Raw genomic sequence first — 20,372 nt, 5'->3', positions numbered from 1 at the left:
AAAAATCAGCGCTTGCCATCCATCGGATCGCGCCGCGCCAGCTCCGCTTCATCCAGGCCATTGCCGCCGCCGATGTCGTCTTCATCGACAATGCTCAGGTCCCAATCCGCGCGATTGTCCTCGCCAGCCTCATGGCCATCTCGCGCACCGTCTTCACGGATCAGCGTTTCCGGGCTCATGTCATCGTCAGTAGGCTCATGATCATCGGTCGAGGCGCCGGTCATGCCCGCTTCACGCAAGCGCTGGCGCGGCATCAGCTGCTCGCGCTCTTTTTCGGGCAGTTCGTCACCGATTTTTGCACTGGGTTCTTCCTCATCGAAATCCAGTTCATGCACCGAGCCCATGCGGTCTTCGTTATCATCAATGGGTTGCGGTTGCGCCGCATCGTATGGACGTCGTGAATCAGTCATGGCAATTCCTCATACTGTGGGCCTTACTAGGGTGGACCTGTCGGGCTCATGAGAATTCCACTGGCATGGAGCGCCACGTTTTGCATCAGGGTTTATCTGCAATACGCGCGTGACCTCGACGGGCGGTCGTCTGTCAAAGCAGCGCATCATTCACGAGGCTTCATTGCATGAACGAATTACAAGATCTGATTGATAACAACGAGCGTTGGGCCGCTGCGATCAAGGAGGAAGATCCTGACTTCTTCGCCAAACTGGCCCGTCAGCAGACCCCGGAATTCCTGTGGATCGGTTGTTCCGATGCCCGCGTGCCGGCGAACGAGATTGTGGGCATGCTGCCCGGTGACCTGTTCGTGCACCGCAACGTGGCGAACGTGGTGTTGCACACCGACCTGAACTGCCTGTCGGTGATCCAGTACGCAGTCGACGTGCTCAAGGTCAAACACATCCTCGTCACCGGCCACTATGGCTGCGGCGGCGTGCGTGCCTCGATGCAGGATCGTCAGTTGGGCCTGATCGACGGCTGGCTGCGCTCGATCCGCGATCTGTATTACGAAAAACGCGAAGAACTGGCCAAGTACGCGACCGAAGAGGAGCGTGTCGACCGCCTCTGCGAGCTCAACGTGATCCAGCAAGTGGCCAACGTCGGCCATACCAGCATCGTGCAGAACGCCTGGCACCGTGGGCAGAGCCTGTCGATCCACGGTTGCATCTACGGGATCAAGGACGGTCGCTGGAAAAGCCTGAACGCCACCATCAGCGGCTTCGAGCAACTGCCGCCGCAGTACCGCCTGCGTCCGGTTGATGCGCAGTAAAGCCTTTCTGTAGGTGTTAGCTGAGTCAAAACTGGTGTGAAAAAAAGGGGCCGATAGCGATATCGGCCCCTTTTTTGCTGTTAAGGCATCACCGGCGGTGTGTACGCCAGCGTTGTTCCCAGTGCCCACAACAGAAACAGCACCAGCGGCGTGTGCACCAGCAGTTGCACGAACGAGAAGCCGATCAGGTCCCGCGCCTTCAACCCCAGCACACCCAGCAGCGGCAGCATGTAGAACGGGTTGATCAGGTTCGGCAGGGCTTCGGCAGCGTTATAGATCTGCACGGCCCAGCCCAGGTGATAGTTCAGGTCGTTGGCGACTTGCATCACGTAGGGGGCTTCGATGATCCACTTGCCGCCGCCGGACGGGATGAAGAAACCGAGGATCGCCGAATACACGCCCATCAGCAGCGCATAAGTGTCGTGCGACGCGATGCTGACGAAAAAGGTCGAGATGTGATGGGCCAGGGTCTGGGCATCGGCGCCTTTGACCGTCGTCATCAACGCGGCAATCGAGCCGTACAGCGGGAACTGAATCAGCACGCCGGTGGTGGTCGGCACCGCACGGGACACCGCGTCGAGGAAGCTGCGCGGGCGCCAGTGCAGCAAGGCACCGAGCATGATGAACAGGAAGTTATAGGTGTTCAGCCCGGAAATCGCAGTGATCGTCGGTTTGGTCGAAAATTCGTGGAACAGCCAACCGCCCGCTAGCAGCACCAGCACAATGGTCAACAACGGACTGTATTCCAGCCATTCGCCGGGACGGGTGCGTGGTTGCAGCGGCGGCAGGTTGAAGCTCGGGTCGACGCCGCAGGCCTTGGCGTCCCGGGCCGTGTTCGGACCCGGTGCGGTGGCGTAGGCGATGATCAGCGAGATGACGATCAGCGCCAGCAGCATCACGCCCGATTGCCACAGGAAGATTGTTTGCGTGAAAGGAATCACCCCGGTGATCGACAGGATCGAGGGCGGCAGGCTGGCCGGGTTGGCCTGCAATTGCGCAGCGGACGACGACAGGCCCAATGCCCATACCGCGCCAAGGCCCAGATAGGCCGCGGCACCTGCGGCACGATAGTCCATTTTCAGGTCGGTACGGCGGGCGAGGGCGCGTACCAGCAAGCCGCCGAACACCAGCGACAAGCCCCAGTTCAGCAGCGATGCGACCATGGAAATCAGCGCGACCCAAGCCACGGCGGAACGGCCGTTTTTCGGGATCTTCGCCAGGCGGTCGATCAACTTCACCGCCGGTGGTGAACTGGCGACGACGTAGCCGCCAATCACCACGAAGGCCATTTGCATGGTGAACGGGATCAGGCTCCAGAAACCATCGCCGAACGCCATCGCGGCATCGGTGGGTTTGGCGCCCATGGCCAAGGTGGCGAGGGCGACAATAATCACTGCCAGCGCCGCAAACACCCAGGAATCAGGGAACCAGCGTTCGGCGAAACTTGAACAGCGCAGGGCAAAACGGGCAGAGCGGGTATCTTCGATATCAGCGGCCACGGGGGTACCTCGGATTTTTTATGTTTGTTGTGGTCATGCGGGCCGCACCGGCCCGTCCCGACAGACGGCAACATTAATTCACACCGACAATTTTTGCGGGGCTGATTTGCGGCTATGCGACTTTGGTCTAACGGGTTGTCCGTCGGCGCGTTTGCGTAGACCATGAGCGCCTTGGTTTTTGCCTGCCAGAGTTCTTTTTCATGACTGCCAACACCGATTCGCGCCCGGCGCCGTTCAGCCGCTCGGACTACAAGACCCTGGGGCTTGCGGCCCTTGGCGGGGCGCTGGAAATCTACGACTTCATCATTTTCGTGTTTTTCGCGCTGACGTTGAGCCAGCTGTTCTTCCCACCGGAAATGCCCGAATGGCTGCGGTTGCTGCAGAGTTTCGGGATCTTCGTCACCGGGTATCTGGCGCGGCCGCTGGGCGGAATCCTGATGGCGCATTTCGCCGATCGACTGGGACGCAAGAAGGTCTTCAGCCTGAGCATCCTGATGATGGCGCTGCCGTGCCTGCTGATCGGGATCATGCCGACCTACGCCCAGATCGGCTATTTCGCACCGTTGCTGCTGTTGGTGCTGCGCGTGCTTCAGGGGGCGGCGGTGGGCGGCGAAGTGCCGAGTGCCTGGGTGTTTGTCGCCGAGCATGCGCCGGTGGGTCATCGCGGTTATGCCCTGGGCTTTTTGCAGGCGGGGCTGACGTTTGGTTACTTGATCGGTGCGTTGACCGCGACTTTTCTGGCGCAGGCGTTCACACCGGTGGAAATTCTCGATTACGCCTGGCGCTACCCGTTCCTGTTGGGTGGTGTGTTCGGCGTGATTGGCGTCTGGTTGCGCCGCTGGCTCAACGAAACGCCAGTGTTCATGGCCATGCAGGCGCAGCGCGAAACCGCGGCCGAGCTGCCGTTGCGCACAGTTCTGCGTGAGCATCGCCTGGCCATGCTGCCGGCCATGATCCTCACCTGTGTGCTGACTTCGGCGGTGGTGGTGTTCGTGGTCATCACCCCGACCATGATGCAGAAAGCCTTTGGCATGACGGCCAGTCTTACCTTCGGCCTGAGTGCGTTGGGCATCGTTTTTCTGAACATTGGCTGCGTATTCGCCGGGTTGCTGGTCGACCGAATCGGCGCCTGGCGCACGGTGATGCTCTATAGCCTGTTGCTGCCGCTGGGGATTGGCGTGCTTTACGGTTGTCTGATCACGGGCGGTGACTGGATCGGTCTCGCCTACGTGATTGCGGGTCTTTGCTGTGGCGTGGTGGGCGCGGTGCCGTCGGTAATGGTCAACCTGTTTCCGGCGCGAGTTCGTGTGTCAGGCATTTCCTTCACCTACAACATTGCCTACGCCGCCTGGGCGAGTGTCACACCGTTGCTGCTGATCGGTCTGATGCCGTGGAGCCCATGGGTCTGTGTGATGTTCAGTGCGGTGATGGGGGCGGTGGGCGTGAGTAGCGCAGCGTATTTCGGTGCGCGCATGCCCAGCCTCGGGCGTTGCGCGGCGACCGAGGTTGCCTGAGTGGCGGGATTGCAGAAGGTGATGGATTTTATTTTTGTAGGACAAAGCTGAAGCGCTCTTCAGAAAAGATCTACAAGGCCGATGGCTAGGTTGCATGTCGCTTTCTACCCTGTCCATCGGTGCTTTCCCATGTTCAATAAACGCTTGAAGCAGGAGCTGTCGGCTCTTCGTGAAGAACTCTCCAGCCTTCAGCAAGTGAAGGAAAGTCTGGAAAGCGAAATGCTGGTGCTGACCCTCGACAGTGAGGGGCGGGTCAAGTCGGTCAATCAGAACTTCCTCGATGAGATGCATTACAAGAGCAACGACTTGATCGGCCGGCACATTGACGACCTGGTTCCCGATCATTTGAAACACGACGAATTCCAGCTGCGCTTCAAGAACGCATTGATCCGCGGCGAGCACTTTGCCGGCACCGTGCGCCTGTTGCGCGGCACTGGGAAGGAAGCCTGGCTGCGTTCGATCTTCCAGCCGGTGCGCTGCGCGAGCGGGCGGATCAAACACTTCTCGATTTACTCCAGCGACCTGACGCGCACCATCGAATCCTCCCGCGAACACGAGAACCTGATCGGTGCATTGGTCCGGTCCACCGCGGTGATCGAGTTCGACCTCAATGGCAACGTGCTGACGGCCAATGACCGTTTTCTGTCGGGTATGGGTTACAGCCTGGCGCAGATCAAAGGCAAACATCACCGCACCTTTTGCTTGCCAGAAGAGTACAACAGCCCCAATTACCAGAATTTCTGGCGTCGCCTGAACGCGGGCGAATTCGTGGCGGATCGTTTCAAACGGATCGACAGTCATGGTCGTATGGTCTGGCTGGAGGCTTCCTACAACCCAGTGGTTGATGCCAACAACAAACTGTACAAAGTAGTGAAATTCGCCACGGTCATCACCGATCAGGTCAATCAGGAACACGCCATCGCCGAAGCCGCCAACATTGCCTACAGCACGTCCCAGCAAACCGACCAGAGTGCCCAGCGCGGCAATGCCGTGGTCACCCAGGCAGTCGATGTGATGCGTGACCTGGCCAGGCACATGCAAACCGCTGGCGATGGTATCGAGGCGTTGAACGAGCAATCGCTGGTGATCGGCACCATCGTCAAGACCATCAGCGGCATCGCTGAACAGACCAACTTGCTGGCGCTCAATGCGGCCATCGAAGCGGCCCGCGCGGGTGAACAAGGTCGGGGTTTTGCCGTGGTGGCAGATGAGGTCCGGCAATTGGCGTCACGCACCAGCCAGGCCACCGACGAAATCGTCCTCGTGGTGCGTCAGAACCAGGACATGGCGCGCAATGCCGTGGCCCTGATGACTGACGGCAAGCTTCAGGCCGAGCAGGGGCTGGCGCTGGCGGCGGAAGCGGGGACGGTGATTGTCGAGATCCAGGACGGCGCACAGAAAGTGGTCAACGCGGTGGGACAGTTTGCTAATCAGTTGGTGACCATTTGACGGGTTTGATCAGGCTTTGAGCTGGTATTCCGAACAGTTCGTGAAGCTTCCAGATCATCGGCAACGTTAATGCGCGTTTGCCATTCAGTACTTCGTAGACACGGTTTGTACGGCCGATAGCTGGCGCAAGGTCAGCAGCAGACAGGCCGGATTGCTCCATGCGGAATTTGATTGCATCAATTGGATTCGGCAAGTCGACTGGAAACTGTTTTACCTCGTAGGCCTCGATAAGCGTGATCATGCGCGAGAGTGCTCAAGTGGATCTGCTCTCCAAAAAAAGGGCCTACCAACCGGTAAGCCCTTTCTCATCCCTGCGTACGGTTCAATCCCCCAGCGCCTGCCCTTCACGCCGTGGATCCGCGCCACCTGCCAGTGATGCCTTCCCTTGCGCATCCTTCACGCGAACAATCGCCTGGGTGCCGCTGGTCATGTCGATTTCATTCACCGTGTGCCCTTTGTCCTTCAACGCTTGAATCAGCGCCGGGCTGAATTGGCCGCGTTCGAGTTCGGTGGGGCCGTTGCGGCTGCCGAAGTTGGGCAGGTTGATGGCGGCTTGTGCATCGAGGTTCCAGTCGAGCAGGCCGATGGTGGATTTGGCGACGTATTCGATGATTTGCGAACCACCGGGAGAACCGACGGTGGCAAGGAATTCACCGCTCTGGCGGTCGAAGATCAGGGTCGGAGCCATGGAGGAGCGTGGGCGTTTGCCGGGTTCGACGCGATTGGCGACTTTCTGCCCGTTCTCTTCAGGGATGAACGAGAAGTCGGTCATTTCGTTGTTGAGCAGAAAACCCTGAACCATCACGTGTGAGCCGAACGCGGACTCGATGGTGGTGGTCATGGACACAGCGCCGCCGGCGTCATCGACCGCCACCACTTGCGAGGTGGAGATGCGCAACGGCGAACGGTCTGGCGCGTAGGCAACCTGAATGCCCGGTGGCGTGCCGGGTTTGGCGGTGCCCATGCTGCGATCGCCGATCAGGGCGGCGCGGCTGGCGAGGTAAGCCGGATCGACCAGGCCTTTGACCGGGACGGGCACGAAGTCGCTATCGGCCAGGTATTGTGCGCGGTCGGCGTAGGCCAGACGCTCGGCTTCGGCGATCAGGTGCACGGCTTGCGGGGTTGGCTCGATACCGGCCGGGAAATCGGATTTAACCGGTTTCATCGACGCCAGGGCCAAACGTTGATTGCGAGTTTCCAGGGCTTGCAGCGTGCCCAGGATTTGCGCCACGGCAATGCCGCCCGACGACGGCGGCGGCATGCCGCAAACCTGCCAGCGTTTGTAGTCGGTACACAGCGGCGCGCGTTCCTTGGCCTGATAGCCACTGAGATCGCTCAGGGTCAGACTTCCCGGGTTGCTGTGGCCTTGAACCTTGGCCACGATCTCTTGGGCGACAGGGCCTTTGTAGAGGGCATCGGGACCTTCATGGGCAATGCGTTTGAACACCGTGGCCAGGGCCGGATTCTTCAGCAGGGCGCCAGCGGCTTTCGGGCTGCCATCGGCGTTGAGAAAGTAGGCCATCATTTCCGGTGAGCGCTGCATGGACGAGTCCGCAGCAATCAACTGATGCAGGCGCGGCGAAATGGCGAAGCCGTGTTCGGCGAGTTTTATCGCCGGTTCAAACAGCTGCGCCCAAGGCAGGCGACCGTGTTTTTGATGGGCCAGTTCCAGAGCTCGCAAGACGCCCGGCGTCCCCACGGAACGACCGCCAATCTGCGCTTGGGTAAACCCCATCGGTTTCCCGTCCGCTTGCAGGAACAGCTTCTCGGTGGCACCGGCCGGCGCGGTTTCGCGGCCGTCGTAGGTGCGCACGGATTTGCCATCCCAGAGCACAATCAATGCGCCACCACCAATGCCCGACGATTGCGGTTCGACCAGCGTCAACACGGCTTGCATCGCAATCGCCGCGTCGATGGCCGAGCCGCCCCGACGCAACATCTCGCGCCCGGCTTCAGCGGCCAGCGGGTTGGCGGCGGCCGCCATGTATTTTTCGGCATGCCGGGTGCGCAGGTCGGTGCGATAGCCCGAGGCGCTTTCGGGGGCGACGGGCAGCGTCGGTGCCGAAGCGTTGTGACACGCAGCCAGGGTTAAAGCACTGGCGACCAGCGCGAGGGCTGACAGGTGAAAGCGGTTCAAATGAAAGGCTGAGAACACGCGAAAATACTCCGTCCGTTGGATACAAGATCAATGGACTTTAAAGGCCGGCCGGGAGTGACGCAAACCGGTTCCTGTGCTGAAGTACTTTTGTCCTTCATGAGCGGTGGGATTTTCTGTAGGGTCGTTTGCACCAGGCAGCCAGAAGATCAACAAGAGGCAGACATGCAGACCGAGTTCCCAACCCAGCCCAGCTATCGCACCCAGCGCGAACAGTTTCTCGCGGCTGCGACCGATGCTGGCGCGACGCTGACCGAGTATCCCCATCCGCTCCAGGGGCCGTTCGGCGAATCCTTGAGCACCGATGTCGCGGTGCTGGGAGATCCAGCGGCCAAGCGGCTGCTCATCGCGTTGAGCGGTACCCACGGGGTCGAAGGTTTCTACGGTTCGGGCTGTCAGACCAAATGGTTGCAGGAGCTGGGCAAGCGTTCCTTACCGACGGATGTCGCCGTGGTGATGATCCATGCGATCAACCCTTGGGGCATGGCGTGGCTGCGTCGGGTCAACGAAGACAACATCGACCTCAATCGCAATCACCTGAACTTTCAGTGCCCGCTGCCGGACAACCAGGCCTACAACACGCTGCATGAAATCTACGCCTGCGCGCAATTGCACGGCCCCGAGCGTGAGCGTGTCGATGCCTTGCTTGACGAGCAAATCCAGCAACATGGCTGGGCGGCGGTGATGTCGATTGTCGAGGGCGGGCAGCATGCTCATTCCGATGGCCTGTTCTACGGCGGGCTGGCGCCGAGCTGGTCGAACCGCACGCTGCACCAGATCATGCAAAAGCACATGGCCCACGCTGAGGCCGCGATGTGTTTCGACTTGCACACGGGCGCGGGTGAGTACGGTCATCCGATGTTGCTGACCATCACTGAGTCCACGTATCCGGGGCTGAAGGATGCGCAGGCGATTTACGGGCCGTGGCTCTACAGCTTGCAAACCGGAGCCGACACCACGAGCGAAACCGGGGTGGCTGCAACAGCCACCGGTTACACCTCACAGGCGCTGCTCGATGCGTTGCCGCAAGTGCGGCTGATGCCGTTTGTCATCGAGTGCGGGACCTACCCGGGACCGGACGTTCACCGGCATCTGCGCGATGACCACTGGCTGCATCTGCATGGCAACCCGACTGACGCCGTGGGGCGAGCAATCAAGCTGAACCTGTTGGAGCAGTTCTATCCCGCCGACAGCGATTGGCAGGCGATGGTCTGGCTGCGGACCTGGCAGATCTGGGAGCGGGCGTTGTCGGCATTGCCGACTGTCCGTCGCTGATTCGATTCAAGGCTCGATCACTGCGGTGCCGGCTTGCCTGGCACCGCAGTTCATCACGCCGGCGGCGATTCTTGCGGTCGAATTGCAGGCTTTATCGAACGCCTTCGCGGGCAATGATGTTTCTGCTGCCACGGGGGGAGGGGACTTGCCCCTGTCTGCCTTGGCAGCCATTCGAAATCCGATGCGATAACTTCAATACGGCGGCACAGGATTTTCTGTCGCCGCAGCGTACTTTTCTCGAGGCATAAAAAAACGGCTTACCTTTCGGTAAGCCGTTTTTAGTACTTGGTGGCTACACAGGGACTTGAACCCCGGACCCCAGCATTATGAATGCTATGCTCTAACCAACTGAGCTATGTAGCCAAGTGGCGCGCATTATTCACCGGGAACGGGGATGCGTCAAGCACAAATCTAAAATATTTCTCTACGCTTTCAACCGCTTATCCTCCTGATCCGAAAAAACAGCTCGGAGCAGGGCATCAATTGAGCTGAAATCTCCCCGTATTGGCACTCAAGGCCTTGCTGCCATGGCTCAACGTATCCGCTGCCTGGTTCACCGCACGCGCACCTTCGAGCAGACGTAGCGCCGCTTGATCGACTTGCTGGATGTTGCTGCTGACCTCATCGGCCGTGCTGGCTTGTTCCTCTACCGCCGTGGCGATCTGCGCCAGGGTGTCGGTGACGCTCTGCACGGCGCTGGCGATTTCCCCCAAACGTTCGCCAAGACCGGTCACCGCTTGTGCATCGGATTGTGCCTGGCCACAAGCGGCTTCCATCAGGCTGACGGCTTCGTTCACCGTGTTGCGCAGGCTATCTACGGTGCCGGCAATCTGCGCGGTCGACGATTGCGTACGTTGCGACAGGCTGCGCACTTCATCGGCCACCACCGCAAAACCGCGACCCTGTTCACCAGCGCGTGCCGCTTCAATAGCGGCGTTCAACGCCAGCAGATTGGTCTGCTCGGCGACGCCGCGAATGGTGTCGACCACCAGTTGAATCTGTTGCCCTTGCTCACTGACCCGGCCGAGCGCCGCCGCCGTTTCGCTCAGGCGTTGATTGAGCTGCTGGATGCTCGCGGTAGTGCGTTGACTGTCTCGGCTGCTGTCAGCGGCAATGCGGCGGGTATTCTGAGCGCTGCCGGAGGCCTGTTCACAACTGTGCGCCACGCCTTGAGAGGTCGCGGCCAATTGCGTTGCTGCAGCGGCAATCTGGCTGATCTGCAATTGCTGGGCTTCGACTTCACCCAAAGCATCGCTGGAATGATGATTGAGGGTTTGCACCGCGTTGCTCAATTGCAGGGTTTCGTGATCCACCCCTTGCAGACTGGTACGAAGTTGCACCACGGCGACGTTCAGGGCGGTGCTGATGGCCGCCAGTTCGTCCCGGCCCTGAACGGGCACCTGCACGCTCAGATTGCCGTCGCGCAAGGCTTCAGCGAGCACGGTGATGCCGCTGGCGCTGCGCCGGATCGACGCCTGCAAGCAGATGAACAGATACAGCGCTGCCAGCAGCAGGCAGCCTAACGTGGTCGCCACAACGATGAACTGACGGATCGCCGAGTCATGGTAAAAATCCAGGCGTTGATCCAGCGACACCAGCGACTGCTGGCGTAGCGAGGCGAGGTCAGCGAGCAACGCATCGAGACTGCGCTCGAAGTCGTCGGGCTTGAGGGTGATGCTGCCGCCGAAGACGCCGTCATCAAGAACCTTCAGGCCTGCATCAAGGTGTTTGAGACTGTCCTGATACTGCCCGCTCCAGGTTTGCAGCTCGTCAGGCAACCGCGCTTCGAGCAACCCCGCCGTTTTGACCAGCTGTTCCCGTGCGTCGCCAATGCGGCTGCGCAAGTCGCGCAATTGCAAACGACTTTGCAGGGTGAACTGCCCGGACACCACTGACGCCTGGCCCACCGCTGCCAAGCGACCGACACGCTCGATCAGGTCCGGTGCGTGCTGGGTGGAAATCTGCGTCAGCAAATACGTTTCCAGCCACGGCGCGAGCGTCAGGCGGTTATCCATCACGATCTGTTCGCGCAATGCTTGCAGGGCGCTCAAGGCGCGGGTGAAGCGATCATAACCGTCCGGCCACCAACCCACGCTGCCGAGGCTTTTCGAGTCGAGGCCGGCGAGGGCGGTTTGCAGGGTTTGGTAGCGGGTCAGGATTTCGTTTTCGGCACCTTCTGTTTGCAAGGTGCTGCCCAGCTCCGAGGTGGCTTGAGTGACAGCGGGCTGAACGGCATCAAACGCGGCCATCGCAGCGAGTGTCGCGGGCGTTGGTTGGCGATTGGTTTCAGTCGCGCGCCAACGGGCGGCACGATCGCGTTGGGCGGAGAGCAGATTGTCCAGCGCATCGAGCGCGAGCAGCTGGCGTACCCCGGCGCGTTCGCCGCTGATCAGGTTCAGTTTGTCGCGGTAGTCCAGGCCGATCATCCACAGGCTGCCGGCCAGTGGCAGGATAAACAGTAGAAACAACAGCTGAAATTTGCGTGCGAAGCCAAACCGCCCCAGCAGCCCGATCCCCGGTGATAAAAAAGCCTGCATGCCCCATGACTCCTCTGGACACCACGCACCATTGGCGTGCGCCGTGGTCATTGCGATCCCCGGCTAGTGCCCTTTAAAAGGCCTCGAAAGTTCACCCTCGCCAGCTCTGTAGGCCGACTCTGTGGCGAAACTTCCCATTCTCGGCCCCCTTTGTAAGGAGGCCGCGTTGAAGCAGACAAGCAAGGCAAGATTCAGACCATGGCACTGCGCTACTAGCTATTGCGAAGTGAAATACAAGGTCGTTAGCAGGCTAAGGGGATGGCGTTGCTGCACTGAAAAATGGCACATTGGCGACCTGCCCGTTTGCACCCCTCTGTTGTTTGGAAACTTTCATGGCTATCAGCAATGCCCAGACCGGTTCAGTGCCGGCGTCCGCTTCTCCTCAAAGCAGCCCTTTGGTCATGCGCATCATCGGCGCGGTGGCGCTGGCGCATTTGATCAACGACTTGATTCAGTCAGTGCTGCCGTCGATCTATCCAATGCTCAAAGCCAACTACGGCCTGACGTTCACCCAGGTCGGGCTGATCACCCTGACGTTTCAACTGACCGCCTCGCTGCTGCAGCCTTGGGTGGGCTACCACACCGACCGCCATCCCAAGCCGTGGCTACTGCCGGCCGGGACCGTCTGCACTTTGGTCGGGATTGTGATGATGTCGGTGGTGGGCAGCTTCCCGATGATCCTGCTCGCGGCAGGGTTGATCGGCATCGGCTCGTCGACCTTTCACCCGGAAGCGTCCCGTGTGGCGCGACTGGCCTCGGGCGGGCGCTTCGGGTTGGCGCAATCGACTTTTCAGGTGGGCGGTAACGCGGGGTCGGCACTCGGTCCATTGCTGGCGGCGGCGATCATCATTCCTTACGGCCAGGGTCATGTGGCGTGGTTCGGGTTGTTCGCGGTGTTTGCGCTGTTCGTGCTGTACCGCATCAGTCGCTGGTACGCCGATCACTTGAACCTGTTCAAGCTAAAGCAGGGCCAGGCGGCGACTCACGGCTTGTCCAAGGGGCGCGTGACCAGTGCGCTGGTGGTGCTCGGGTTGCTGGTGTTCTCCAAGTACTTCTACATGTCCAGCCTCACCAGTTATTTCACCTTTTACCTGATCGAGAAGTTCGATCTGTCGGTGGCCAGTTCGCAATTGCATCTGTTCCTGTTTCTCGGCGCGGTGGCGGCGGGGACCTTCTTCGGTGGGCCGATCGGCGACAAGATCGGGCGTAAGGCGGTGATCTGGTTCTCGATCCTCGGCGTCGCGCCATTCACGTTGTTGCTGCCCCATGTCGACCTGTTCTGGACCAGTGTTCTGAGCGTGGTCATCGGCTTCATCCTCGCCTCGGCGTTCTCGGCGATTGTTGTGTACGCCCAGGAACTGGTGCCGGGCAATGTCGGGATGATTGCCGGGATATTCTTCGGTTTGATGTTTGGTTTTGGCGGGATTGGCGCGGCGTTGCTGGGGCATCTGGCGGATATTCACGGCATCGAGTACGTGTATTTCCTGTGTTCGTTTTTGCCGTTGCTGGGCGTGCTGGCGATTTTCCTGCCTAGAACAAAAAAAGCCTGAATCACCCTGTAGGAGCCGGCTTGCTGGCGATAGCTGCGCTGCGGTCTACCTGATACCGCGTTATCGTTCTTCGCCAGCAAGCCGGCTCCTACAGGAATTCCATGCAAGAAAAAGCCGCGTATCAAACGCGGCTTTTTCTTGGGCGTGTGGCTTACACGTTGAAACGGAAGTGCATCACGTCGCCGTCTTTAACGATGTAGTCCTTGCCTTCCAGACGCCATTTACCGGCTTCTTTGGTACCGGCTTCGCCCTTGTACTGGATGAAGTCGTTGTAGGCGATCACTTCGGCGCGGATGAAGCCTTTTTCGAAGTCGGTGTGGATCACGCCAGCGGCTTGTGGTGCGGTGGCACCGACGCGGACGGTCCAGGCGCGGACTTCTTCGACACCGGCGGTGAAGTAGGTTTGCAGGTGCAGCATTTCGTAACCGGCGCGGATCACGCGGTTCAGGCCAGGCTCTTCGAGGCCCAGGGCTTCGAGGAACATGTCTTTCTCTTCGCCGTCATCGAGCTCGGCGATTTCCGCTTCGATCTTGTTGCACACGGGTACAACCACGGCGCCTTCTTCTTCGGCGATGGCGCGAACAACGTCCAGGTGCGGGTTGTTCTCGAAACCGTCTTCAGCGACGTTGGCGATGTACATGACCGGTTTGGTGGTCAGCAGGTGGAAACCCTTGATCACCGCTTTCTCGTCGGTGCTCAGGTTCTTCATCAGGCTGCGCGCAGGCTTGCCTTCGGTGAAGTGAGCGATCAATTGCTCCAGCAGGCCTTTCTGGACCACTGCATCCTTGTCACCGCCCTTGGCATTGCGCGCGACTTTCTGCAGTTGCTTCTCGCAGCTGTCGAGGTCGGCGAAGATCAGTTCCAGGTCGATGATTTCGATGTCGCGTTTCGGATCGACGCTGTTGGAGACGTGAATCACGTTCTCGTCTTCGAAGCAGCGGACCACATGGGCGATGGCATCGGTTTCACGGATGTTGGCCAAAAACTTGTTGCCCAGGCCTTCACCTTTCGACGCGCCGGCAACCAGGCCCGCGATATCGACGAATTCCATGGTGGTCGGCAGGATGCGCTTCGGATTGACGATGGCTGCCAAGGCTTCCAGGCGCGGATCCGGCATCGGCACGATGCCGCTGTTCGGCTCGATGGTGCAGAAGGGGAAGTTCTCGGCCGCGATACCGGATTTGGTCAGGGCGTTGAACAGGGTGGACTTGCCGACGTTAGGCAGGCCGACGATGCCGCAATTGAATCCCATGGTGTTTCCCCTCGGATAAGAGTCAGGCCTTCTGGCTGTGCAGGTTTTTCATCGCGCGGTTCCATTCCCCGGCGAGGATATCCGGCAGCACGCCGAGGGCAAAGTCGATGCTGGCATCGAGTTTTTCCTGTTCGGCGCGTGGCGCACGACCCAGGACGAAATTTGAAACCATACTGGCGACGCCCGGGTGGCCGATGCCAAGCCGCAGACGGTAGAACGTATTCTGATTGCCCAGTTGCGCAATGATGTCGCGCAACCCGTTATGACCGCCATGGCCGCCGCCCTGCTTGAGCTTGGCAACGCCGGGTGGCAGGTCGAGTTCGTCATGTGCCACGAGGATTTCTTCAGGCTTGATGCGGAAGAAACCGGCGAGTGCCGCGACGGCCTGGCCGCTGCGGTTCATGTACGTGGTGGGAATCAGCAGACGAACATCCTGACCCTGGTGCGAGTAGCGCCCGGTCAGGCCAAAATATTTGCGGTCCGCCACAAGGTTTACGCCTTGTGCGTTCGCGATGCGCTCAACAAAAAGGGCCCCTGCGTTATGCCGGGTCTGTTCGTATTCAGCACCTGGATTACCCAGGCCAACGATCAGTTTGATGGCAGTCACGATAGGGGCCCTTCCTTGGAGTGGTGGATAACATCGCCGCAATTAGGGAGAGCGGCGAAAGTGGACGAAAATTGCTCATTTACCATGATGTAAACTCCGCGTTCTCGCCCGCTTTCTCGCTACGCTCTAGTCCGCGATGTTTCCGATCACTCCGGCGTACAGAGTAAAATTACTCTGCAGCGCCTTCTGCAGCTTCTGGAGCAACACGTGGAGCGTGGACGTTGGCAACAGCCTTGTCATCGCCGTGTGCCAGAGCAACAAACTCAACGCCTTTAGGGGCTTTGAGGTCCGACAGGTGAATGATCGAACCGATTTCAGCGTTAGCCAGGTCGACTTCGATGAACTCAGGCAGATCTTTCGGCAGGCAGGAAACTTCGATCTCTGCAACAACGTGCGAGATTTCGCCGCCTTTCTTGGTCGGTGCTTCTTCGTTGATGAAGTGCACTGGAACGATAGCGGTCAGTTTCTGGCCAGCGACTACGCGTACGAAGTCAGCGTGCATCACGTGGCCTTTGGCCGGGTGACGCTGCAGGGCTTTGATCACGACGTTCTGCTTGGTGCCACCAACGTTCAGCTCGATGATGTGGCTGTAAGCCGCTTCGTTTTCGAGCAGTTTGGCAACTTCTTTGGCCAGCATGCTGATGGATTCAGGGGCTTTTTCGCCACCGTAAACTACAGCTGGAACCAGGGCGGCGAGACGACGCAGGCGGCGGCTCGCACCTTTCCCCAGGTCGGAACGCACTTCAGCATTCAGGGTAAAATCGTTCATGTTGTATCTCCAAAATAACCACACTCGCCCCAGCGTTTGCGACCAGCGCTAAAGGCGATATGGGCAAAAAAGCCCCGCCCCGACAGGAATGCCGGGGCGGGGCGCTTTTCGTCAACGAGACATTTCGAGAAGGGCAGGGCCCTTAGCGGAACATCGCACTGATCGATTCTTCATTGCTGATGCGGCGGACCGCCTCGGCAACTACCGGTGCGATATCCAGTTGGCGGATACGCGCACAGGCTTGTGCTGCAGCGGACAGCGGGATGGTGTTGGTCACCACCAGCTCGTCCAGCACGGAATTTTCAATGTTTTCGATCGCCCGACCGGACAGCACAGGGTGCGTGCAGTAAGCGAAAACCTTGGCAGCGCCATGCTCTTTCAAGGCCTTTGCCGCGTGGCACAAAGTGCCGGCGGTATCGACCATGTCATCGACCAGAATACAGGTACGCCCTTCGACATCACCGATGATATGCATCACTTCAGAGTGATTGGCTTTCTCACGGCGTTTGTCGATGATCCCGAGATCTACGCCCAGGGATTTGGCAACGGCACGTGCACGCACGACGCCACCAATGTCCGGGGATACGATCATCAGGTTTTCGAAGCGCTGATCTTCAATGTCATCCACCAGAACCGGGGAGCCGTAGATGTTATCTACCGGAATATCGAAGAAACCCTGGATTTGGTCAGCATGCAGATCAACCGTGAGAACACGGTCGATGCCGACTACGGTAAGCATGTCAGCAACGACTTTCGCGCTGATAGCCACACGTGCGGAACGCGGACGGCGATCCTGACGGGCATAACCAAAGTAAGGAATAACAGCAGTGATACGAGTAGCCGAGGAGCGGCGGAAGGCATCAGCCATCACTACCAGTTCCATCAGGTTATCGTTGGTCGGAGCGCAAGTCGGCTGAATAATGAAGACGTCTTTACCGCGGACGTTTTCATTGATCTCGGCTGTGATTTCGCCGTCGGAAAACTTACCGACAGAGATGTCACCGAGAGGGATATGCAGCTGACGTACGACACGTCGAGCCAGATCGGGGTTAGCGTTCCCCGTAAAGACCATCATCTTGGACACGCGCAGTACCTAGAGGCTGAGGGTAACCTGGATGAGTATAGAAAATGGCAGGGGCGGCTGGATTCGAACCAACGCATGGCAGGATCAAAACCTGCTGCCTTACCGCTTGGCGACGCCCCTGTATCTGTTGCAACGATTACCCAGTAATCGGTTCCTTTAGAGCAGACTTTGCAGCTTGCGATGCAACATCGAAACGTTGCTTCCTTTTGCTACAAACCCTGTAAGGGTCTCTGTAAGAAGGGCCGAGACTTTATCAGCTTCAGCTTTGCTTGGGAAGCCCCCAAACACACAACTTCCAGTTCCGGTGAGTTTTGCTTCGGTAAATTTACCTAACAAATTCAAAGCGTTACGTACTTCTGGATAACGCCTTGTTACCACCGGCAAGCAGTCATTTCGACTGTTTCCCTTGGGAACGGGGCGCACTTTAATGGGAGGAGTGTTACGTGTCAACAACGGATCTGAAAAAATTTCTGCCGTACTAACAGAGACTTGCGGTACGAGCACGAGATACCACGGTTCTTCCGGGTCAACAGGGGTCAGTTTCTCGCCAACACCTTCGGCGAAAGCCGCATGGCCACGCACGAAAACCGGAACGTCGGCGCCCAGTGTCAAACCCAGTGCGGCCAGCCGGTCCTCGTCCCAGCCCAGGTGCCAGAGATGATTGAGTCCGAGCAGCGTCGTTGCCGCATTCGAACTGCCGCCACCGATGCCGCCGCCCATGGGCAGGATTTTCTCGATCCAGATGTCGACGCCCAGCGAGCAACCGGATTGTTCCTGAAGTTGTCTGGCCGCTTTGACGATCAGGTTGCTGTCGTGGGGGACGCCCTCGAATTCGGTGTGCAGTTGAATGACACCGTCATCGCGTCGTGCGTAGGTGATTTCGTCACCGTAATCGAGGAACTGAAACATTGTCTGCAATTCGTGGTAGCCGTCTTCACGGCGACCGAGAATGTGCAGCATCAAATTGAGTTTGGCCGGGGAGGGCAGGGTCAGGCGGTTGGCCGGCATGTCATTGCCCCAGTTTGCGCGGTTGCCAGACCTTGACCACCAACGTGACATCAAGGTCGGTGCCGCTCAGCTTGATGCGCTCGGGCAGCCAGAAACCGTTTTGTTGCGTGTACGAGGTGTATTGGACCTTCCAGCCATCCTGTTCGAGGCTGGCCAGGCGACTGTCGGCATCCAGTGTCAGGCGACTTTTGCTGTCGGGAGCGGGGAGCCCACGCACCCACCAGGCCAGGTTGGACACCGGCAATTTCCAGCCCATCTGTTCTTCAAGCAGGATTTCCGGGTTCGGCGCCTCGTAGCGCCCCTGATTGGCGACTTCCAGCGACACTTTTCCCGGGCGCCCGGTCAGGCGTGCCGCGCCGCGACCCAGCGGGCCGGAGAGGCGGATGTCGTAGTAATCCTGGCGCTGCAACCAGAACAGCGTGCCGCTGCCTGAATCCTTGGGGGCGCGAATGCCGATCTTGCCGTCGATCTGCCAGCCGTCGAGGCTGGTCAGTTGCTGTTTGTGCTCGCGCCAAAGGGCCGGGTCGCCGTGACCCTCGACCGATTCGCGTGGACCGATACCCGCGCAACCGGCAAGCAGGGCGATGAAGCTGATAACGATGAAGTGGCGCAAAAACATGATTTTAAAGAGTCTCTGATCCGGTCAGGCGCTTGATGGTACCGCGCAGGGTTGGGCTGTCGGGTTGTTCCTTGAGGAATTTGCTCCAGACCTGTTTGGCTTCGCGTTGCTTGCCATTGGCCCACAGGACTTCACCCAGGTGAGCGGCGACTTCCTGATCGGGGAAGCGCTCCAGCGCTTGGCGTAACAGGCGCTCGGCTTCGTCGTAATTGCCCAGGCGGAAATTGACCCAGCCGAGGCTGTCGAGGACCGCCGGGTCTTCGGGATTGATTTTGTGGGCCTGTTCGATCAGGGCCTTGGCTTCGGCGTAACGCGTCGTCCTGTCAGACAGGGTGTAACCGAGAGCGTTCAGCGCCATGGCGTTGTCCGGGTCGCGTTTGATGATCTGCCGCAGGTCCTTTTCCATCTGCGCCAGGTCGTTGCGTTTTTCCGCCTGCATGGCCCGGGTATAGAGCAGATTCAAATCGTCCGGGTATTTCTCCAGGGCTTGTTGCAACACGTTCCAGGCCTTGTCGCCCTGATTGTTGGCGGACAGGGTTTCAGCTTCGATCAGGTACAACTGGATCACGTAATCCGGTTGTTCGTCGCGCTCCGCTGCCAGCTTGCGTTGGGCTTCGGCGGTCCTGCCGTTGTTCATCAGGATATCCGCCTGGCGCAATTGTGCCGGCAGGTAATCGTTGCCCGGGCCGACCTGGTCGTACTCGATCAGTGCACCTTGCGGGTCGTTGCGCTCTTCAGCGATGCGACCGAGGTTCAGGTGTGCGGAGTCGACGTGGCTGTCCCGGGCAATCAAGTCTTCCAGGTAGCCTTTGGCTTCTTCCCATGCCTTGGCTTCGAGGCAAACCAGCGCCAGCGAATAACGCAAATCGTCGTCGTCCGGGTATTGCTGAACCAGGCTGGAGAATTCGGCTTTGGCGTCGTCCATGCGGTCCTGTTCGACCAGCATGCGTGCGTAAGTCAGGCGCAAGCGTTTGTCGTCCGGGTACTTCTTGATGCTTTTTTTCAGCAGCGGCAGGGCTTCGTCGCCGCGACCCATGGTCTGCAGCAGGCGTGCGCGCAGCAGGATCGGGGCGATTTCGCCATCGTCCGGCGGGTTGTCTTCGAGCAGGGTCAATGCGCCTTTGGCGTCGCCATCTTGCTGCATCAGCAAGGCCTTGCCGAAAATCAGCTGGCTGTTGTTCGGATGACGCAGCAGCAGTCGGTCGAAGCTGTTCTTCAGACCGGTGCGGGTATCCTGATCGGTGTCGGCCGCCGCAAGCGCGAGGAAGTCGAAATGGGTATCGCCCTTGCCCAGCAGGACTTTCTCCATATAGACCATGGAGTCGTCATAACGCCCGGCGCGAGCCAGTTGTACGGCCGCAGCGCGTTGCGCCTCGAGGTCGTTCGGGGCGTTTTTGGCCCAGATCAGCGCGGTATCGAGGGCTGCCTGATCGGCGCCAAGGTACTCGGCAATGCGAAATGCCCGCTCGGAAACGCCCGGATCCTGGGTTTTGATGGCCTGGGTCACATAGTTGTCCAGGGCAATGTCGAAACGATTGCGCTGGCCAGCCAGCTCCGCGCTCAGCAGGCTGAAGACGGTGTCTTCGCTGAACGAGCTGTAGACCTTGGGCTTTTCAGGGGCCGGCGCGCTGTCTTCAGCCGGCGGCGTACCGTCGGACGAAACGGGAGCCAAGGCCTGGCAGCCGCTGAGGAAGACAAGAGCGAGGAGCAACGCGGAGGATCTATTCATATAGGAAGAGGACGACTAACCTGCGGTCGGATCATCATGACACAAGCTTTCGGCCAAACATAACCGCCCCGGCATTTTCCCGATGTTACAGGTCCCATGTAGG

At 59.3% G+C, this 20,372-nt stretch carries 16 protein-coding genes, 2 tRNA genes and 2 pseudogenes; 6 read left to right on the top strand and 14 right to left on the bottom strand.

Translation table 11 applies throughout. From position 1 onward, the window contains the following. Positions 1-5: 5 nt before the first annotated feature. The gene (locus CKW19_RS22905) at positions 6-410 is read right to left on the bottom strand and encodes a serine kinase/phosphatase (RefSeq protein WP_095060039.1); all 405 of its coding nucleotides are present in this window, start codon (positions 408-410) and stop codon (positions 6-8) included. A gap of 167 nt (positions 411-577) precedes the next feature. Here CKW19_RS22905 and can point away from each other — a divergent pair, with 167 nt between their 5' ends. After that, on the top strand, positions 578-1,222 hold the full coding sequence (gene can / locus CKW19_RS22900) for a carbonate dehydratase (protein ID WP_095060037.1): 645 nt from the start codon (positions 578-580) through the stop codon (positions 1,220-1,222). Between the two features lie 80 nt (positions 1,223-1,302). On the opposite strand, the gene CKW19_RS22895 is transcribed toward can, so the two are convergent. Continuing rightward, positions 1,303-2,721 carry a short-chain fatty acid transporter gene (locus CKW19_RS22895; protein WP_095060035.1) on the bottom strand — a complete coding sequence of 473 codons (1,419 nt, stop codon included), beginning with the start codon at positions 2,719-2,721 and terminating at the stop codon, positions 1,303-1,305. A 200-nt stretch (positions 2,722-2,921) separates the two neighbouring features. Here CKW19_RS22895 and CKW19_RS22890 point away from each other — a divergent pair, with 200 nt between their 5' ends. The 3 genes and pseudogenes from CKW19_RS22890 to CKW19_RS29610 all read left to right on the top strand — a co-directional run bounded on the left by CKW19_RS22890 (position 2,922) and on the right by CKW19_RS29610 (position 5,684). Next, positions 2,922-4,235: an MFS transporter gene (locus CKW19_RS22890; RefSeq protein ID WP_095060033.1), complete on the top strand. Its 1,314-nt coding sequence runs from the start codon at positions 2,922-2,924 to the stop codon at positions 4,233-4,235. A gap of 81 nt (positions 4,236-4,316) precedes the next feature. Then, positions 4,317-5,141, top strand: a pseudogene (locus CKW19_RS29615) (PAS domain-containing protein); the annotation flags it as partial. Between the two features lie 84 nt (positions 5,142-5,225). Then, on the top strand, positions 5,226-5,684 hold the full coding sequence (locus CKW19_RS29610) for a methyl-accepting chemotaxis protein (protein WP_371856355.1): 459 nt from the start codon (positions 5,226-5,228) through the stop codon (positions 5,682-5,684). Here CKW19_RS29610 and CKW19_RS22880 read toward each other — a convergent pair. Both CKW19_RS22880 and ggt read right to left on the bottom strand, forming a co-directional pair. Further along, a pseudogene (locus CKW19_RS22880) lies at positions 5,662-5,925 on the bottom strand (type II toxin-antitoxin system HigA family antitoxin); the annotation flags it as partial. The gene CKW19_RS29610 and the pseudogene CKW19_RS22880 sit on opposite strands and share 23 nt — an antisense overlap. 81 nt (positions 5,926-6,006) lie before the next feature. After that, positions 6,007-7,839 carry a gamma-glutamyltransferase gene (gene ggt, locus CKW19_RS22875; RefSeq protein ID WP_095060029.1) on the bottom strand — a complete coding sequence of 611 codons (1,833 nt, stop codon included), beginning with the start codon at positions 7,837-7,839 and terminating at the stop codon, positions 6,007-6,009. A 165-nt stretch (positions 7,840-8,004) separates the two neighbouring features. Between ggt and CKW19_RS22870 the strand changes: the two genes are divergently transcribed. Beyond that, positions 8,005-9,114, top strand: coding sequence for a M14 family metallopeptidase (locus tag CKW19_RS22870; protein WP_095060027.1), 1,110 nt, complete (start codon positions 8,005-8,007; stop codon positions 9,112-9,114). 286 nt (positions 9,115-9,400) lie between these two features. On the opposite strand, the gene CKW19_RS22865 is transcribed toward CKW19_RS22870, so the two are convergent. After that, positions 9,401-9,477: transfer RNA gene (locus CKW19_RS22865), tRNA-Met, on the bottom strand. A 116-nt stretch (positions 9,478-9,593) separates the two neighbouring features. Further along, the gene (locus CKW19_RS22860; RefSeq protein ID WP_095060025.1) at positions 9,594-11,651 is read right to left on the bottom strand and encodes a methyl-accepting chemotaxis protein; all 2,058 of its coding nucleotides are present in this window, start codon (positions 11,649-11,651) and stop codon (positions 9,594-9,596) included. Positions 11,652-11,983: 332 nt separating this feature from the next. Between CKW19_RS22860 and CKW19_RS22855 the strand changes: the two genes are divergently transcribed. Continuing rightward, positions 11,984-13,201 (top strand): MFS transporter, encoded by a 1,218-nt coding sequence (locus CKW19_RS22855; protein WP_095060023.1) that lies wholly within the window; start codon positions 11,984-11,986, stop codon positions 13,199-13,201. 151 nt (positions 13,202-13,352) lie between these two features. Here the strand turns inward: CKW19_RS22855 and ychF are convergent, their stop codons facing one another. From ychF to CKW19_RS22815, 8 genes are all read right to left on the bottom strand, one after another. Then, positions 13,353-14,453, bottom strand: a complete 1,101-nt coding sequence (gene ychF, locus CKW19_RS22850) for a redox-regulated ATPase YchF (RefSeq protein ID WP_095060021.1) — start codon at positions 14,451-14,453, stop codon at positions 13,353-13,355. A 22-nt stretch (positions 14,454-14,475) separates the two neighbouring features. After that, positions 14,476-15,060 (bottom strand): aminoacyl-tRNA hydrolase, encoded by a 585-nt coding sequence (gene pth / locus CKW19_RS22845; RefSeq protein WP_008037207.1) that lies wholly within the window; start codon positions 15,058-15,060, stop codon positions 14,476-14,478. A 169-nt stretch (positions 15,061-15,229) separates the two neighbouring features. Then, positions 15,230-15,829, bottom strand: coding sequence for a 50S ribosomal protein L25/general stress protein Ctc (locus tag CKW19_RS22840; protein ID WP_056726277.1), 600 nt, complete (start codon positions 15,827-15,829; stop codon positions 15,230-15,232). A 142-nt stretch (positions 15,830-15,971) separates the two neighbouring features. After that, the gene (locus CKW19_RS22835) at positions 15,972-16,913 is read right to left on the bottom strand and encodes a ribose-phosphate pyrophosphokinase (protein WP_003171603.1); all 942 of its coding nucleotides are present in this window, start codon (positions 16,911-16,913) and stop codon (positions 15,972-15,974) included. Positions 16,914-16,958: 45 nt separating this feature from the next. Then, positions 16,959-17,033 (bottom strand) — tRNA-Gln (locus tag CKW19_RS22830). Positions 17,034-17,069: 36 nt separating this feature from the next. Further along, a complete protein-coding gene (ispE, locus tag CKW19_RS22825) occupies positions 17,070-17,921 on the bottom strand; it encodes a 4-(cytidine 5'-diphospho)-2-C-methyl-D-erythritol kinase (protein WP_095060019.1) in 852 nt (283 codons plus the stop codon). Position 17,922: 1 nt separating this feature from the next. Then, positions 17,923-18,540, bottom strand: a complete 618-nt coding sequence (gene lolB, locus CKW19_RS22820) for a lipoprotein insertase outer membrane protein LolB (RefSeq protein WP_095060017.1) — start codon at positions 18,538-18,540, stop codon at positions 17,923-17,925. A gap of 4 nt (positions 18,541-18,544) precedes the next feature. Next, complete coding sequence (locus CKW19_RS22815) at positions 18,545-20,269, bottom strand: tetratricopeptide repeat protein (RefSeq protein WP_095060015.1); 1,725 nt, start codon at positions 20,267-20,269, stop codon at positions 18,545-18,547. Positions 20,270-20,372: the final 103 nt, after the last annotated feature.

Source organism: Pseudomonas sp. Irchel s3f7, from assembly GCF_900187615.1.
Lineage (GTDB): Bacteria > Pseudomonadota > Gammaproteobacteria > Pseudomonadales > Pseudomonadaceae > Aquipseudomonas.
This window is presented reverse-complemented; position numbering and strand designations above follow the sequence as displayed.

What these genes read in the sequence shown, in the direction of transcription:
- CKW19_RS22840 (WP_056726277.1), bottom strand. Translation starts at nt 15,829, where the DNA reads ATGAACGATTTTACCCTGAATGCTGAAGTGCGTTCCGACCTGGGGAAA.
- CKW19_RS22860 (WP_095060025.1), bottom strand. Translation starts at nt 11,651, where the DNA reads ATGCAGGCTTTTTTATCACCGGGGATCGGGCTGCTGGGGCGGTTTGGC.
- ispE (WP_095060019.1), bottom strand. Translation starts at nt 17,921, where the DNA reads ATGCCGGCCAACCGCCTGACCCTGCCCTCCCCGGCCAAACTCAATTTG.
- CKW19_RS22905 (WP_095060039.1), bottom strand. Translation starts at nt 410, where the DNA reads ATGACTGATTCACGACGTCCATACGATGCGGCGCAACCGCAACCCATT.
- CKW19_RS22815 (WP_095060015.1), bottom strand. Translation starts at nt 20,269, where the DNA reads ATGAATAGATCCTCCGCGTTGCTCCTCGCTCTTGTCTTCCTCAGCGGC.
- CKW19_RS22870 (WP_095060027.1), top strand. Translation starts at nt 8,005, where the DNA reads ATGCAGACCGAGTTCCCAACCCAGCCCAGCTATCGCACCCAGCGCGAA.
- lolB (WP_095060017.1), bottom strand. Translation starts at nt 18,540, where the DNA reads ATGTTTTTGCGCCACTTCATCGTTATCAGCTTCATCGCCCTGCTTGCC.
- CKW19_RS22855 (WP_095060023.1), top strand. Translation starts at nt 11,984, where the DNA reads ATGGCTATCAGCAATGCCCAGACCGGTTCAGTGCCGGCGTCCGCTTCT.
- can (WP_095060037.1), top strand. Translation starts at nt 578, where the DNA reads ATGAACGAATTACAAGATCTGATTGATAACAACGAGCGTTGGGCCGCT.
- ychF (WP_095060021.1), bottom strand. Translation starts at nt 14,453, where the DNA reads ATGGGATTCAATTGCGGCATCGTCGGCCTGCCTAACGTCGGCAAGTCC.
- CKW19_RS22890 (WP_095060033.1), top strand. Translation starts at nt 2,922, where the DNA reads ATGACTGCCAACACCGATTCGCGCCCGGCGCCGTTCAGCCGCTCGGAC.